This is a genomic window from Hymenobacter cellulosilyticus (assembly GCF_022919215.1).
In the GTDB taxonomy this organism is placed as follows: Bacteria; Bacteroidota; Bacteroidia; order Cytophagales; family Hymenobacteraceae; genus Hymenobacter; species Hymenobacter cellulosilyticus.
The window spans coordinates 2161202-2174846 of record NZ_CP095046.1; the positions used below are offsets into that span (position 1 = coordinate 2161202).

General features: G+C 60.2%; 6 protein-coding genes and 1 riboswitch. Of the genes, 2 read left to right on the forward strand and 4 right to left on the reverse strand.

Going from position 1 to position 13645, the window contains the following annotated elements:
- Positions 1–145: 145 nt before the first annotated feature.
- A riboswitch (SAM riboswitch) is annotated at positions 146–237 on the reverse strand.
- A 530-nt stretch (positions 238–767) separates the two neighbouring features.
- The 4 genes from pbpC to MUN79_RS10570 form a co-directional block, all read right to left on the reverse strand.
- Positions 768–3077 (reverse strand): penicillin-binding protein 1C, encoded by a 2310-nt coding sequence (pbpC, locus tag MUN79_RS10555; RefSeq protein ID WP_244677615.1) that lies wholly within the window; start codon positions 3075–3077, stop codon positions 768–770.
- 81 nt (positions 3078–3158) lie between these two features.
- Complete coding sequence (locus MUN79_RS10560; protein WP_244677616.1) at positions 3159–3785, reverse strand: protease inhibitor I42 family protein; 627 nt, start codon at positions 3783–3785, stop codon at positions 3159–3161.
- A 306-nt stretch (positions 3786–4091) separates the two neighbouring features.
- Positions 4092–4421, reverse strand: a complete 330-nt coding sequence (locus MUN79_RS10565) for a hypothetical protein (protein WP_244677617.1) — start codon at positions 4419–4421, stop codon at positions 4092–4094.
- Between the two features lie 65 nt (positions 4422–4486).
- Positions 4487–9838 (reverse strand): alpha-2-macroglobulin family protein, encoded by a 5352-nt coding sequence (locus MUN79_RS10570; protein ID WP_244677618.1) that lies wholly within the window; start codon positions 9836–9838, stop codon positions 4487–4489.
- A gap of 563 nt (positions 9839–10401) precedes the next feature.
- Between MUN79_RS10570 and MUN79_RS10575 the strand changes: the two genes are divergently transcribed.
- Together MUN79_RS10575 and MUN79_RS10580 are read left to right on the forward strand one after the other, a co-directional pair.
- Positions 10402–11781 (forward strand): SusC/RagA family TonB-linked outer membrane protein, encoded by a 1380-nt coding sequence (locus MUN79_RS10575; protein ID WP_244677619.1) that lies wholly within the window; start codon positions 10402–10404, stop codon positions 11779–11781.
- Positions 11727–13643 carry a SusC/RagA family TonB-linked outer membrane protein gene (locus MUN79_RS10580; RefSeq protein ID WP_244677620.1) on the forward strand — a complete coding sequence of 639 codons (1917 nt, stop codon included), beginning with the start codon at positions 11727–11729 and terminating at the stop codon, positions 13641–13643. Before MUN79_RS10575 ends, MUN79_RS10580 begins: the two co-directional genes overlap by 55 nt.
- Positions 13644–13645: the final 2 nt, after the last annotated feature.

Here is a 13645-nt window from a genome sequence, read left to right on the forward strand (position 1 = left end):
GGAGCGTGGGGCACGGGCAGGAAAAGCAAAGGGCGTGACCGGCTAACAACACCGACAGCACATCATGCCACAACATCCATGCTGTAGGGCAGCGGAGGTGGGCGAAATAGTGCGGGCGTTGGACAAGGTTTTCACGACGTTGTTGTTTTTATATGGTCAGGACTTGGCACCGTTCCGCATTTGCGGATGGTTGCCGGCGCTTCGTTGAGCCTGTCTCTCCACGCCTCTGTATAAAAACAATCCTTTGATGGGTAAAGAATTGGTAGTACAAAGGTAATAGCATGAATTTTATAATTGCAAGTTATAACGCGGAGAAGTGTTATTGTCTCGAAAATAACGCAGGTAATGGACTATTTTATAGGCTATTAGATAGAAGTACACACGGGTGTTAGTATAAATTACGTGTATTACTTAAAGTAATAACGAGCATATCATTTGGCTATAAATTTCTGCCGATTTACTGTGTTTAAACCTAGTAGTGGCCTGTTTGGCGTTATTTCAGGTAAGGTGAATCATACCTGTGGGCAGTAGAGCCCTATCCTGGCAGCGAGGTAATTGGCAGTAAACTGTGGACAATAAAATACCCCGCGTACTGCCGTAAGCCAAGGAATAAAGAATTGTAGAATCAGAAGCACCCTGTGCTGCTGCCAGCCAAAAAACCAGTCGAGCGGTCCATTCAGTGACACTACGGAAACCGCATTTTCGGTCCGGCCTCAGCTTGAGCAAAGCCGGCCCATCGAGGAGGCTACTTATCTTTTTCTGCCCGCTTACAGCTCGTTGACCACAATGCGGATGTCGGTGTTGCGGCCGTGGTCATCGGCGCAGGAAATCTTGAGGGCCCCGGCTGGCGGGCGGAAAAATACCCGCTCGGTGGCCGGTGCAGTGCGCAAAAACTGGTCGTTGATGTACCACGACACCTGCCGCACCTCGTTGTCGGTGGTGCAGCTCAAAAGCAGTTGCTGCTGCTCGCCTTTGTTGAGCACGTACTCGGTATTAGCCAGCGGGGAGATGATGCTGGGCGCCTTTTCGCGGCCCCCGCGCACAAGCTGGCAGCCGGGATTGTGGGGCGGCCGGCGCCGGTACGGAATGCCCTGGGCCTCGCGGAAAGCGGCTACTTCGGGCAGCAGATTCGGGTACATTTCCCGCCGGTAGCCCGTGGCCGGGGCGCAGGCCCGGCAGTAGGCATACCGCGCGTCGGCCGAGAGCAGCACCTCCTTCTGGTGCTGGCAGCGCAACCCCGACGACACGCCGGGCAGGAAGTAGTCGATAAGCTGGTTGGGGCAGTTCTCACCCGGCGGCCGGCCGGTTTCGGCACATACCAGACGAAAATCGAGGCTGGCGGGCGGCTGAAACCAGTTGTTGGGCGAGTTATAGGCCAGCGTATTGAAGAGGTCGAAGAGCAGGGGCGTGGCAATGTCGGAGCCGGTAAGGGCGGGGCTGCCCTGCCCGCTAAAGTTGCCGACCCACACTCCGATGGTGTATTCCTTGTTGTAGCCTATGCTCCAGGCGTCGCGGCGGCCGTAGCTGGTGCCCGTTTTCCAGGCAATCTTGGGCAGCCGGATGCTGGTTTCGTAGCCCACCGGCAAGTCGGGGCGGGTGAGCTGGGCCAGGATGTCGGTGATGAGGAAAGCTGCGCCGTCGGAGAAAAGCGCCGTGCCGGGTGCTGCCGGCCTTTGCTTAGCTTCATGGTGTTGCCACTGCAGGGGCTGGTAGTTGCCGCCGTTGGCCAGGGTTACGTAGAGGTTGGTCAGCTCTTCGAGCGTGGCCCCGCAGCCGCCCAGAATCGTGCTCAAACCCAGGTGGGGGGCGCGCTGGGCCACGGTGCGGAAGCCGGCCGCCCGCAACTGGGTGGTGAAGGTAGGCACGCCCAGGTCGGAGAGGACGCGCACGGCCGGAATGTTGAGTGAATACGCCAGCGCGCGGTCCAGGGGTACTTCGCCGCTGCAGCGCTTGTCAAAGTTTTCGGGCTGGTAGCCGCCAAAGTTGGTGGGCACATCGGGCAGCAGCAGCTTGGGCGTCACCAAGCCTTTGTCCAGGGCCAGGGCGTAGAGAAACGGCTTAAGCGTGCTGCCCGGTGAGCGGACGGCCTGCACGCCGTCGTTCTGACCCTTGTTGAGGGCATCCCGAAAATCGGCTGAGCCCACGTAAGCCTCTACGGCCCGGGTGCGGTTGTTGACGACCAGCACGGCCGCGTTGGTAATGCCCAACTCGTGCAGGCGGCGCACGTAGTTGCGGGTCAAATCTTCGGCCTTGGCTTGCTTGCCGCGCTGCAAAGTAGAAGCCACGCTGGCCCGGCCCGGAAACTGCCGCACCAGCCGCCGCGCCAGGTGGGGCGCCAGCGTGGGGGCCGCGTGACGCTGCACGTCGAGTGGCTCCAGCAGGGCATCCTCAATATCCTGGTTCGGAAACAACCCCTGCTGCTGAAAGCGGCGCAGCCACCGATTGCGTTCCTGCCGGATGGCGTCGTTGTTCTGGCCCAGTACCAAGCCCCGGGGGCGGTTGGGAATGATGGCCAGGGTCACGGTCTGGGCCAGAGACAGGTAGTCGGGGGGCTGCTGGAAGTAGATCAGGGCCGCCGACTTCACGCCTTCCACGTTGCCGCCGTAGGGCACCAGGTTCAGGTAGAGTTGCAGAATCTCGGCCTTGCTGTAGTGGGCTTCCAGCTGCAAGGCCCGCAGCATTTCTAGCAGCTTGTTGCCCACGGTCCGCTCCTTGGGCTCCAGCAGGCGGGCCACCTGCATGGTAATGGTGCTGGCCCCAGTGGTCCGGCCCCGGCCAAAGAGGTTGCGCCCGGCAGCCTGCACCAAGGCCAATGGGTTGACGCCCGGATGGTAGTAGAAGTACCGGTCTTCCTTCTCGATAATGGTAGCGCGCAGGGCCGGTGTAATTTCGCGCAACTCGGTTTTCATGCGCCACTTCTGAGTCGGGTTCAGAAAGGCATGCAGCACCGAGCCGTCGGCAGCCAGCACCAGCGGCGAGTACTGCGGGGCGGGCGGCACCGGAAACGCGGCATCGAGGCCCCAGAGCAGGCCGACGCAGAGGAAGAAAAGGAGCAGAGCCCGGGCCGCGCGTGTCATTGCAGGTATCAACAACTAGCCAGGACCATACGGCCACTGGACGAGCCGGCAAGATACGGGGTGGTGGGCGGTATTAGTGCGCTAGCGGGGCGGCTCGGGCACGGTTACGTCTAGCTCAAAGTCGCGGGAGGGTGGAGCTTCGTTGTCGGTAGTATTACGGTAGATAAACCGCACGGTGGTTTTGCCCGGGTTCAGGGCCTGAAACTGGAAAGCCACCTCCTGGGCACTGCCGGGCTTGGGCTTTTTCTTGCTCTTCTTGGGCTCTTCCTTTTGCTGGCCAACCAGCTGCACGATGTTGTTATCGGTAGGAATTACCTCCCAGGCGTATTCCGAGCCCACGGTTGTGCCGAGCTTGATGAGCAACTGGTCCCCTTTGTTAACCGTGACCCGGCCGTGGTTACCATATTCAGTGACGTTCACGTTTTTGGCCACTCCGGGCTTGTTTATCGTGACGTAGGTGTGGAAGTAGTTGCCCAGCGGGGAGTAGCCCGAGCCCGGCGTGGCCGAAATAAAGGTCAGGTCGAAGCCCCCGGGGCCGATGGCCTGCATGTGAATCTCGTGGGTGGCCGGAGCGCCAGGCACCCCACTGCTCAGGCCCGGTAGGGTGTGGCTATTCACCACAATAAGCTGCCCGGGGTAGGCCTGCACGAGTCGCCACCCGTAGCGGGGCTGGGCCGTGGGCAGGCGGATAACGAGCTGGTCGCCCACGTTGAGCTGGGTTTCCCGGCCGTTGTCGGCCGCGGTGAGCGTGGTAATGCCTGGGCTTGCAGGGAAGTATAGGCCAGCACGCCGATGAGCAGAAGTACCAAGCGAAGCAGAACAGCGTGGAGGCGGGCCCCGGTATAACGGCGGATGCGCATGAGAATAGCGGAAGGAGAGTAGCTGAACGTTACGGTAGTGGCTATAAACACCACCGCCGGCTGCAACTGCAACCGGCGGTGGTGTTGGTAGTGGGAATATGTACGGCTCCGCAGGCAAAAGGCTGCGGTTGAGCTACTCAGAAGCCCGGCGGCGCTACATGGCCGGCTGCTGGCGGGAGCGGCGCACGCGCAGCGTGTCGAAGCGTTGCATCAGCTCGTCGGTGCTGATAAACATGGCGGGGTTGGCATCGGCGTCGCGCAGGGAGTCGAGCAGAGCTTTGGCTTGGTCATACTGCTGTTGGTTGGTAAGGGCGTCGGCCCGGGCCAGGAGCTGCTGCCCGCGGGCGGCGGCTTCGGGGCTTTCTGCTTCCTGCAATAGGTGGCCGCGGCCGTCGGTGCGGAAGTAGAAGAAGTAGCCCATCCACAAAATCATGCCCACCAGCATGACCAGCGAAGAAATTAAAACGACGCGTAGGTTAACCATAGAAAGGAAGTTGTTAGAGAAGTTTTAGTAGCGCGAACTACACAGTTCGCGCTACGGATGACGTGTTACTTTACCCGCACCACGCCGGCTCCGTTGTAGCTGTGGTACTCGGCGTTGTACATGGCGTCGGCGCTGACCGGGCCCAGGCGGAAGGTGCCCTTGGACACGGCCCGGGCTACGTAATAGAACGCCTTGGGCGCCGTGCTGACGGTGGTGAACAGGTTGATCCGGTCGTCGCGCATATCCAGGTAGTCGGGCGTGGCCGCATCCGTGGCCCAGGCTATGTCGCGCACGGCCCCGATGCGCGGGTTCTCAATTTCCAGGCCGGCGGGCAGCAGGTCGGTAATGGCCACGTTGGGTACTTCGCCCGCCGCGTCGGCCGACTGAATCGTGATGCGCACCACCACCAAGTCATTCTGCCGGAAATTAGGCGTACCGACGGGTTTGCCGTTGCGGTCCAGGAACTCGCGGCGCACTTTGAGGAAGGAATCCTCCTGCCGCACGGTGTTCAGCGGCGACACGCCCTCGGTTTCCCAGAAGTAGTAGAGGCTGCCGGTGCCGGTGGTACGCAGCGCCACCTGGCGGTTGGCCACGTTGTTTACCGTCAAGTCGGTGCCCGTGAACTTGCCGATTTCCTTGGCATCGGCCAGCAGTGAAGCTGTAGCGGTGCTCTTGGCGTTCTGCCGGGCTACTTTGCCCAGGGCCAGCAGCGAAAACGCCCGTTCTTGGGTGTTCAGCCACGACGCCTGCTTAACCTGCCGGCTGAGCTGGCGGGTGAGCTTGGGCACCAGAGCATTGCCGGGGTCCACTTCGAGCAGGGAGTTGAGCACCAGGGCCTCGTCGCGAATGGGGGAGTAGAACGAGCCGTCGAAGGCGCGGTGGGCGGCAGTTTCGGTGAAGGTGGTGGGCAGCAGGTCGCGGTAGGCTTTCTGGTTGCCGCCCACGGCCTGGGCCGCCGCCAGCAGGAAGCGCGAGTCCTGGGCCAGCAGCTGCCGGTTCGACTTGTAGTAGTTGAAGGCCACGGCATCCTGACGGCCGGCCAACGCCAGCACGTAGATGCTGTAGGGAATTTCCTTTTTGGCAATGACCTTGCGGCGGGCAATGGTGCTCACGTCGAAGTAGTCGTACTCCTCGGTTTCGCGCTTGCGGGTGCGTGCCTGCAGGTATTGCAGCACCTTGTCGAGGTGGCCCTTGTTCACCTCGAAGCCGGCGCGCTGGGCTTCGAGCAGGAAGTGGGCGGCGTAGGTGGTGGCCCACCAGTTGTCGTAGTCGCCGCCGGGCCAGTAGCTCAGGCTGCCGTTGTAGAGCTGCTGGGACTCGATTTTGCGGATGGCTTCCTGCACGTTGTAGTTCGGGTTGAAGCGCGTACCCTTGGCCTGTTTGCCGGTTTTCTGGCTGAGCGTGGCCGTCAAGTCAGCGTAGTAGAGCTGGGGGAAGGCCGCCGACACGGTTTGCTCCAGGCAGCCGTAGGGGTACTGCAGCAGGTAGCGCAAATCCTTGGCAAACTCCGTCATCGGCGAGCGGCTCACCACCAGTTGGCTGCGCAGGGTGGAGGGAATAAAAGCCGTTTTCAGGTTCAACGCCTGGTTGCTACCACCTTTTACTACCCCCGAGCCGGATACCTTTTCCAGCGGGGAAGCCGGCCGCACGGGGATTTCAACAACCTCGGTGAACTGCTCCTTGCTGCCGTCAGCACTGACCGTAATTTTAACTGAGGCATTACCAATAATACTGGTAGCGGGAACCGTCTGAGGACTGCGGCCGGCAAAAAGCCTGAAGCGAATCTGCGTTTCCTTGTTGGCTGGCAACGACGCAAAACGCGCTTCATTCGTCATGGCGTCACCGGTTTGGATTGATTGAACCGGACCAGTTGTGGTAATACTAACGGAAGCTTTTGCTGCCTTCCCCGTCGTATTCGTCAGCGTTACCGGTACGTCAATCGTGTCGCCGGGGCTGAGGAAGCGTGGGAGGCTGGTGCTGATAACCACCGGGTCGGCGATGCGCATGGTTTGCTCGGCCGAGCCGAAAGCGTCGCCCTTGTAGGCCACGGCCATGACGCGCACGGCCCCACTGAACTGCGGGATGCGCACTTTGTAGCGCACTTTGCCGTTAGCATCGGCCCGCAGCACCCCGCTCCACTTGGCCAGCAGCTTCACCCGGCGCGAGGGCACGGGCGTGGTGCGGCGGGAGAGGTCGGCCCCGTCGCCGCCGGAGGAGCTGGTGCCCAGCTCGGGCAGTAGGAAGGGGTATACGTCGTAGGCATTCACCTCCAGGGCGCGCTTTTGGTAGAAGTAGCCGTAGGGGTCGGGTGTGCGGTAGTCCTTCATTTGCAGAATGCCCTCATCGACCACGGCAAAGGTGACGGCCGCGCCGGGCGCGGTGCTGGCCTCAATGGTCTGCCAGGTCTGGGAGCGGCTCTGGGCGGCCACGGTCAAAGCCACGGGCAGCTTGGCGCCGGGCTTTTCCACCGTCAGCGGCACGAAGCCCCGGGCCACGGTGAGCGGCAGGCGGTTGTCGGTGATTTCGCGGATGGCGGTGGCCGTCACGTAGATGTTGGGCACGTGGTTGCCCCGAATCGGAATGCTCACCCGCGCCGACTTCTCATCGGTGTTCACGTAGAAATGGTCGAGCACTTTGTCGCGCTCCACAGTGATGAGCACCCGGCCGGCGAAGGGCGTTTTGAGCAGGAGCTTGGCCGTTTCGCCGGGCTGGTATTTCTCCTTGTCGGCTTCAATCGTGACCTCACCTTCATTATTAACTTCAAAGGAATTGCTCTGGGTGTCGCCGTAGCCGTAGGCGTAGAAGCTGCTGGCCACGTAGGTAGCCGCGCCCGGCCGGGCAATGCGCACCTCGTACTCGCCCGAGGAAGCCGGGGTGAAGTCGAGCGTGGTTTCGGAGCTGATGCTGCGGTTCTGGGTCAGGATGGCCTGCTCGCGCTTCTGGGAGGTGTAGCGGTACCGGCCACCTTGCCGCTCAATGACGGTTTCCCACAGCAGGCGCACCACTTTGATCTGGGCGTCGGCGCGGGTGGGCTGCCCTTTGGGCGTGAGGGCCACGAAGCGCATCGTCAGCGGCTGCTGGGTACTGACCAGCTCGGGCACGTCCTGCACCCCGAACATCACGCTCTGGGTTTGCACTTCGAAGGTAGCCAGGCGGTTTACGGGCCGGCCGCTTTCGTCAAACACCGTGGTAAAGGCCGCGCCTTCCAGAGTACCCAGGTCTTCGTAGCCGGGAATTTCGTAGGACGCCGTGCCTTTGCCGCTGGCGTCGGTGGTTCCTTCCCGGGTGGTTTTCTCGAACCGGTCGGAAATTGAGGAGCTTTCCTCGCTGTAGCTGCGGGGCTGGTTCTGGCCCGAGTTGATGCTGAACGTGTAGCCAGGGTAGTTCTTGGGCGTAAAGGGCTTTTCCTTGAGCGAGAACTCCACCTCAAACTTGCGGTCAGAAGCGGGCGGGCCAAACAGGTTCAGGGCCGTGATATTGGCATTTACCGTCTGGCCGGGGCCCACCACAGTCGGCGCGGCTTTCACCGTCACCTTGAGGCGGTCAGGAATAAACTCTTCCACCGAAATCTGGCGCGAGGAAAGCAGCACGTCGTTGCCGGTCAGCACTTCCAGGGTGTAGAGGCCGGTCATGATGCCGGCGGGCAGAATAAAGCGCGACTCGAAGGAGCCGTCGGCGGATAGTTTCTTGCGCAGGCTGGCGTATTCCTTGCCCGTAGGCAGCAGCAGGCGGATTTTCACCGGCAGGTTGGCCGGCGGGGCCTGCCAGCCTTCGGTGCGAATCACGGTGTTGGTTTGAATCGTGTCGCCGGGGCGGTATAGGTCCCGGTCGCCGTAGAGGAAGGCCTGGTAGCGGGCCGCATTGCTTTGCAGGCCGCCCACGTCGAAGCGCGAGGTCTCGACCCGGCTCGTGGGCAGGTTGAGGAAGGTGAAGTCCGACTCGCGCTGAGCCGTAACCATCGTCAGGCGGAAGCGGCTGGTAGCGGCAGTGCTGTCGAACACGGCCACGCCGGCGCTGTTAGTAGTAGCGCTGCTGATGACCTGATTGTTGGAGCTCACGAAGCGCACATTCACGCCGCTGAGCGCCGTAGCATTGCGGATGGAGTTGGCGAATACTAGCGTGCGGCCGGCTTTACCCTGCTTTATAATCAGGCCAATATCCGACACCGATACCAGCTTGCTCACCTGAAGCCACTGCCGCTCCGTGTCCTGAATCTTAACCACGTAGAGGCCCTTCATGGGGCCGGTAAACTCCAGGTCCTTGAAACTCAGATTCAGTAGGCGCAGGCCGTTTTCCTTGGGCAGGCCGGCCACGGTGTAGGTGCGCTCGGTCAGCACGTTGCCCAGCTGCTCCACGTCGTAGTAGTTGTACGATTTGTCTTCGTACTCGCCCCCGTCGCCTTCTTCCCCGCCGCCTTCCTCGTCGTAGTCGTAGCCGTACTGCTTGCCGCCGCGCAAGAGCTGCTGAATATTGTTGGCGTACACCTTGGCAATGGTGACCTGCACCTTCTCGATTTCGGCAATGCGCACGCCCAGGTTGCGGGTGCCCAGCGCGTCGAGGTACATGGCCTTGTCGCCGTTGGCAAAGCTCAGGCTGGGCCGCTCATCCACGAAGGCGGCCGTTTGAGTGAAAGGCTCAGCCAGCTGCCCGCCCAGTGAACCCCGCAGGCCGCTGCGCAAGCTGATCTGGTAGGTTTTGTCTACATCAAAGCCGCCTTTCAGGGTAAAGCCGCTTTCTAGGGCTTCCACGGAGTAGTCCACGGCCGGTTCCACAGTGAGCAGGGCGGGGATTTCCGTGGCCGACACGGGCTGGTTGGTCAGTACCGTAATCACCGGGTCGCCCTCCACGATGGAGGCTACTACTTCGCGCACGAGCAGGGTTTGCTGGTCGGGCACGGCTACCTGTGCCGTCAGGGGCTGGGTCGTGGCCCGGTCTGAGCCCACGGGATGCAGGCCCGGGGCCAGCTCCAGCGTCACGGGGGAGCCTGGGCGCACGTCCTGGGTCAGGGCCACGCCCACGATGCTGTCGGCCTCCGCCGATACGACCTCAAAGGCTACGGGCTTGCCGTCCTGCGTGATTTTGAGCAACGGCTGAATGTCACTAGGCTTCACGGCATAGTTGAAAAGCAGGTTGGCGCGCATCTCGGCCGTGCCCGCCACCCGCCGGCTCTGGCTCCAGAACAGCTGAGGCTCGTGCATCTGCAGGCCGGGGGTGTGAAACTTGGTTTTGCTCAGGGGGGGCTCCTTCTTAAGCTTTAGTGCTTCCAAGGCCACCGGCTTCCACTGGACTTCGAAGGCCGTAGCGGGCCGGAAAGGCTCGGAAGGGGAGAAGGTTAATTCCCGGTCACTGGTCCACTTAAACTTGCCGCGCACGGCGGGCTCAAACTGCACGTATTGCAGCGTGTCCCAGCGGCTCACGCGGCCTTCGCCCAGGGGCTCATCGAAGGTGAAAACGATATTTTGGTAAGGACTTATTTCCTCGCCCTCGGGCTGGAATCACTGTTGGAGCCCGACTTGGAGCAGGCGCATAGCACTATCAGCCACACCAGCGGTAGCAGGCGGGATAAGCGGGGGATAAGCATAAGGATAGGGAGAAGAAAATGGACGCGGGAAGGTATATAAAAAGGTCGATATACGGTTGAGGTAATGACAGGAATCGGGAGGGAATTGCTTTTTAGGAAAAAAGTACGGCCTGCTTGCCAATGGTTGTGCTAGCCCATGCTCGCAGAGAAGACTCTAAGCCGGGAACGAGTTGCTAACCGGATAAGTGTATTTGCTAACTCTATATAGTATATATTATAAATATGGTATAGCAGAGAAATGGTAGTTTGAATGCAATAGTTGTTGAAAATAATAGAGAACATTATGAAGTTAATTGAAGGGCAGGGTAATGTAATTTAGAGAATACTATATAAATTAGGGCTTGTGCTTTTACCTATCCTTCTCCCTTAACCCCATTTTACATGAGAAAAGCTTTACTCATGACACCCCTATTTGCTGTGACGATGCTACAACAAGTAGCGGCACAGAATAGGAGTATTTCAGGCCAGGTAGTTGATCAGTCGGGCAATGGCCTGCCCGGGGCTACTGTTATTGTAAAGGGTACTACCACGGGCGTCTCCACCAACTCGGATGGTACGTTCACAATGAGTGTACCGGAAAGCGGTGCCACCCTGGTGGTTAGCTCGGTAGGCTTCTTGCCTCGGGAACAGGCCGTTGGGAGTGAGGCCCGGATAAATGTGCGCTTGGCCGAAGACACCAAGCAGCTTAGCGAAGTAGTTGTTGTGGGATATGGCACGCAGTCCCGCCGCGACCTGACGGGCTCCGTGGCTTCCATCAGCGGCAAGGAAATAGCTGCGGCCCCGGTGCAGAGCTTCGACCAGGCCTTGCAGGGTCGGGCGTCGGGCGTAAATATCACCACGCCCAACGGGGTACTCAACAACCCGCCCGTTATCCGAATCCGGGGCGTCAACTCGGTCACGCTGAGCTCGGCTCCGCTGATTGTAATCGACGGCATTCCGGCCTTCTCCGGCAACAGCTCGGCCGTGGGCAGCGTGCCCAACAACCCGCTGAGTAACCTTAACCCGGCCGATATCGAAAGCATGGAAGTGCTGAAAGACGCCTCGGCCGGTGCTATCTACGGCTCCCGGGCTGCCGGCGGCGTTATTCTGGTGACCACCAAAAAAGGCCGCAAAGGGCAGAGCCGGGTTTCGCTCGACTCCTGGGCCGGCTGGTCGAAGCCGGTACGGCTCTATGAGCTGCTCAACGCGGCTGATTACATGGAAATCAAGAACGAAGCCGTTCGAAACCTGAATGCCAACCGCCGGGCCCTGGGCGCGGTTGCTACCAACATCGAAGGCTTTAAGCCCAGCTTCGACGCCGACGGCAACCCCGTGGATACCCGCTGGTACGACTACATCTACCGTACGGGCTTCTCAACCGCTAATACCGTCAACTTCTCGGGCGGCACCGAGAAGACCAACTTCTACGCCTCGGTGGGTTATTCCAACCAGAAGGGGATGCTGGATAAAAACGAGTTTAAACGCGCCTCCGCCCGCGTCAACCTCGACCACAAAGTTTACAAGAGCTTCACCATTGGTACCCGCATCGGCTACTCCAACACCCGCAACCAGGCGCCCAACTCCGGTTCGGTAGCCGACGGTGCTTTCGGCACGGGTGGCCTGGGCCGCCTGCCCCTGGTGCTGCCCCCAACATTGCCCCGCGCAACCCGGATGGTACCTACAACATCAACCCTTCCGGCAACGGCGTTGGCTCGGGTGCCAACATCAACCCGGGCAGCTACACGGTGGCCAACCCCAACGGCTCACCGCTGTACCCCGGCTACTACAACCCGCTGGTAGAGTTGGAGAACAACTACTTCCAGTCGGATGGCAATGAGGTGCAGGGCAGCGTGTATGCCAACTGGGAAGTGCTGAAAGGACTTAACCTGCGCACCTCGTTTGGCATCAACAACATTTCCTTCGAGGACAAAGCCTTTTACACCTCGATTTCGGGTGACGGCTACTCGGCCGTTGCCGGGGCCGGGGGCCAGGCCCTCAACTACTTCCGGACCAACAAGCGCTGGAACTGGCAGAATACGGCTCAGTATGACCGCAGCTTCGGCGAGAAGCACAACTTCTCGCTGCTCGTAGGCAATGAGCAGCAGCGCACCACCATCGACCGGTGGGGGGCCAGCCGCACGGGCGTCGCCGATATCTTCTTCGATACTTTCCAAGGCAACTTCACCAACGTAGCCGTAGCCGGCAACTATCAGGGCGAAAACTACCTGCTCTCGTACTTCGGCCGTCTGAACTACGACTTTGCCAAAAAGTACCTGGTAACCGTGAACGTGCGCCGTGACGGCTACTCGGCCTGGGCAAAGAACAATAAGTGGGGCAACTTCTACGGGGCGTCGCTGGGCTACATTCTCTCGGAAGAAGGCTTCTGGAAAAACACGTCCTTTCTGGCTCCAATCAGCTTCTTTAAGCTGACGGGTAGCATGGGCAACGTGGGCAACAACCAGGGCATCGACGACTTTGCTTCTCAGCAGCTCTATGCCTCGGGCCTGTATGGCAGCGCGGCTACCATTTACTACACCAAGGCCGGTAACCCGGCCCTGACCTGGGAGAAAAGCCAGAAAACGGACGTTGCTCTGGCATTCGGATTACTCGATAACCGCATTGAGGGCGACGTTTCGTACTACAAAAACCTGGTGGATGGTCTGATTCTGGAAGTGCCCCAGGCCCCGTCCAAAGGCATTCCCGGCCCCGACGCCGTCGGTACCTACGACAACGCCAACCGCATTCTGTCGAACGTTGGCTCGATGCAGAACACGGGTATTGAAGTAAACCTGCGCGTGAATGCCATTCAGAAAACCAACTTTAGCTGGACGGTGAGCGGTAACCTGACCACGTTGAAAAACCGGGTGCTCAGCCTGGCTTTCGAAGGGCAGAGCATTGCCACCGCCACTTCCGGCCTCGAAACGGTGAACTTCACGGAAGCGGGCCGCTCCATTGGCGAAATCAAGGTGGTGGAATCGTTGGGCGTAAACCCGGCCAACGGCCAGCGCATGATCCGCAAAAAGGATGGCACCATCGTGCAGTACAACCACCAGGGCACAACCGGCACGGGCTGGACTACGCTGGACGGGAAGAACACGACTGCCCCCACCCAGCAGGTAGACGGCATATTCTTCGGCCCCACGCTGCCTACCTGGTACGGCGGCTTCGACAACAACTTCCGCTACAGAGGCTTCGACCTGGGGATATTTGTGCAGTTCTCGGGCGGTAACTACATCTACAACGGTACCAAATCCGGCCTGCACGACCAGCGCTTCTGGAACAACGACGTGGATATCAAAGACCGCTGGACGGAAACCAATACTAATGCCGAATGGCCCCGCGTGGTGTACGGCGACAACGTATCCAACGGCTCGGCCCTGGTAATGTCGTCGAACGTGGAAAAAGGTGACTTTGCCCGTTTGCGCAACGTGTCGTTGGGGTACTCCCTGAACTCAAGCCTGCTGACCCGGGCCAGCATTTCCAGTGCCCGCGTGTATGTGCAGGTACAAAACGCGGCTTTGCTAACCCGCTACAAGGGCATCGACCCCGAAATCTCTACCAACAGCGGCACGGGGCAAAGCTCCAACAGCGGTGCCGGCGTCGACCGCAACTCGGTGGGCCAGGCCCGCACGTTCACGGTTGGTTTCAACATTGGCTTCTAACG

Bases quoted from the DNA above. Each gene is read 5' to 3' on its own strand.
- pbpC (WP_244677615.1), bottom strand. From the start codon at position 3,077: ATGACACGCGCGGCCCGGGCTCTGCTCCTTTTCTTCCTCTGCGTCGGC.
- MUN79_RS10565 (WP_244677617.1), bottom strand. From the start codon at position 4,421: ATGGTTAACCTACGCGTCGTTTTAATTTCTTCGCTGGTCATGCTGGTG.
- MUN79_RS10575 (WP_244677619.1), top strand. From the start codon at position 10,402: ATGACACCCCTATTTGCTGTGACGATGCTACAACAAGTAGCGGCACAG.